The organism is Acetobacter sp. DmW_125128 (genome assembly GCF_008704325.1).
Classification (GTDB): domain Bacteria; phylum Pseudomonadota; class Alphaproteobacteria; order Acetobacterales; family Acetobacteraceae; genus Acetobacter; species Acetobacter oryzifermentans.
In genome coordinates, this window is sequence record NZ_VHOP01000098.1 from 1 (window position 1) to 814 (window position 814).

The 814-nt window shown below is 60.8% G+C and carries 1 protein-coding gene; it reads right to left on the reverse strand.

Annotation, left to right across the window (positions count from 1 at the left end; translation table 11 throughout):
- The coding region (locus FKW19_RS15140; protein ID WP_275068156.1) for a 1-deoxy-D-xylulose-5-phosphate synthase N-terminal domain-containing protein at positions 1 to 814 on the reverse strand (814 nt) is incomplete at both ends.

An 814-nucleotide genomic window follows, 5' to 3' on the forward strand; every position in this document is an offset into this window, starting at 1 on the left:
GGCAGATCATGCCCATCTACAGGGCCAACGTAGTAAAAACCCAGTTCTTCAAACAGCGTGCCGCCGGTGATCATGCCGCGGGCATATTCATCCGCCTTGCGGGCCGTGCGCTCCACAGGGGCAGGCAGCTTTTTCACGAACTTGCCAGCCAGTTCACGCAAGCCCATGAACTTGCGAGAGGACATCAGGCGCGACAGGTAGTTCGACATTGCACCCACGGGTGGGGCAATGGACATTTCGTTGTCGTTGAGGATGACAATCAGCCGTTCTGCGCCGGGGCCAGCCACGGCGGCGTTGTTCATGGCCTCATACGCCATACCGGCGGAAATGGAGCCATCGCCAATTACGGCAATCACATTGCGTTCGCGGTAGCTGGGGTCTTCCTCCGCCCGCAGGTGGTGGGCCACGGCCATGCCGAGTCCTGCGGAAATGGAGGTGGAGGAATGCGCTGCGCCAAACGGATCGTACTGGCTTTCTGCGCGGCGGGTAAAGCCAGAAAGGCCGCCCGGCTGGCGCAGGGTGCGGATACGGTTCCGCCGTCCTGTTAGAATCTTGTGAGGGTAGGCCTGATGGCCCACATCCCAGATTACCTTGTCATCAGGGGTGTCAAACACCGCATGCAAGGCAACCGTCAGCTCCACAACACCCAGGGATGCCCCAAGGTGCCCCCCCGTGGTGGAAACCGCGTCCACCGTTTCGGCCCGCAGTTCATCCGCAACCTGCTTAAGCTGCTCAACCGAGAGATTGCGCAGGTCCGCCGGATACTCAACCCGGTCCAGCGCAGGAAAACGCCCTAACGTCGGAATCGGTGAAG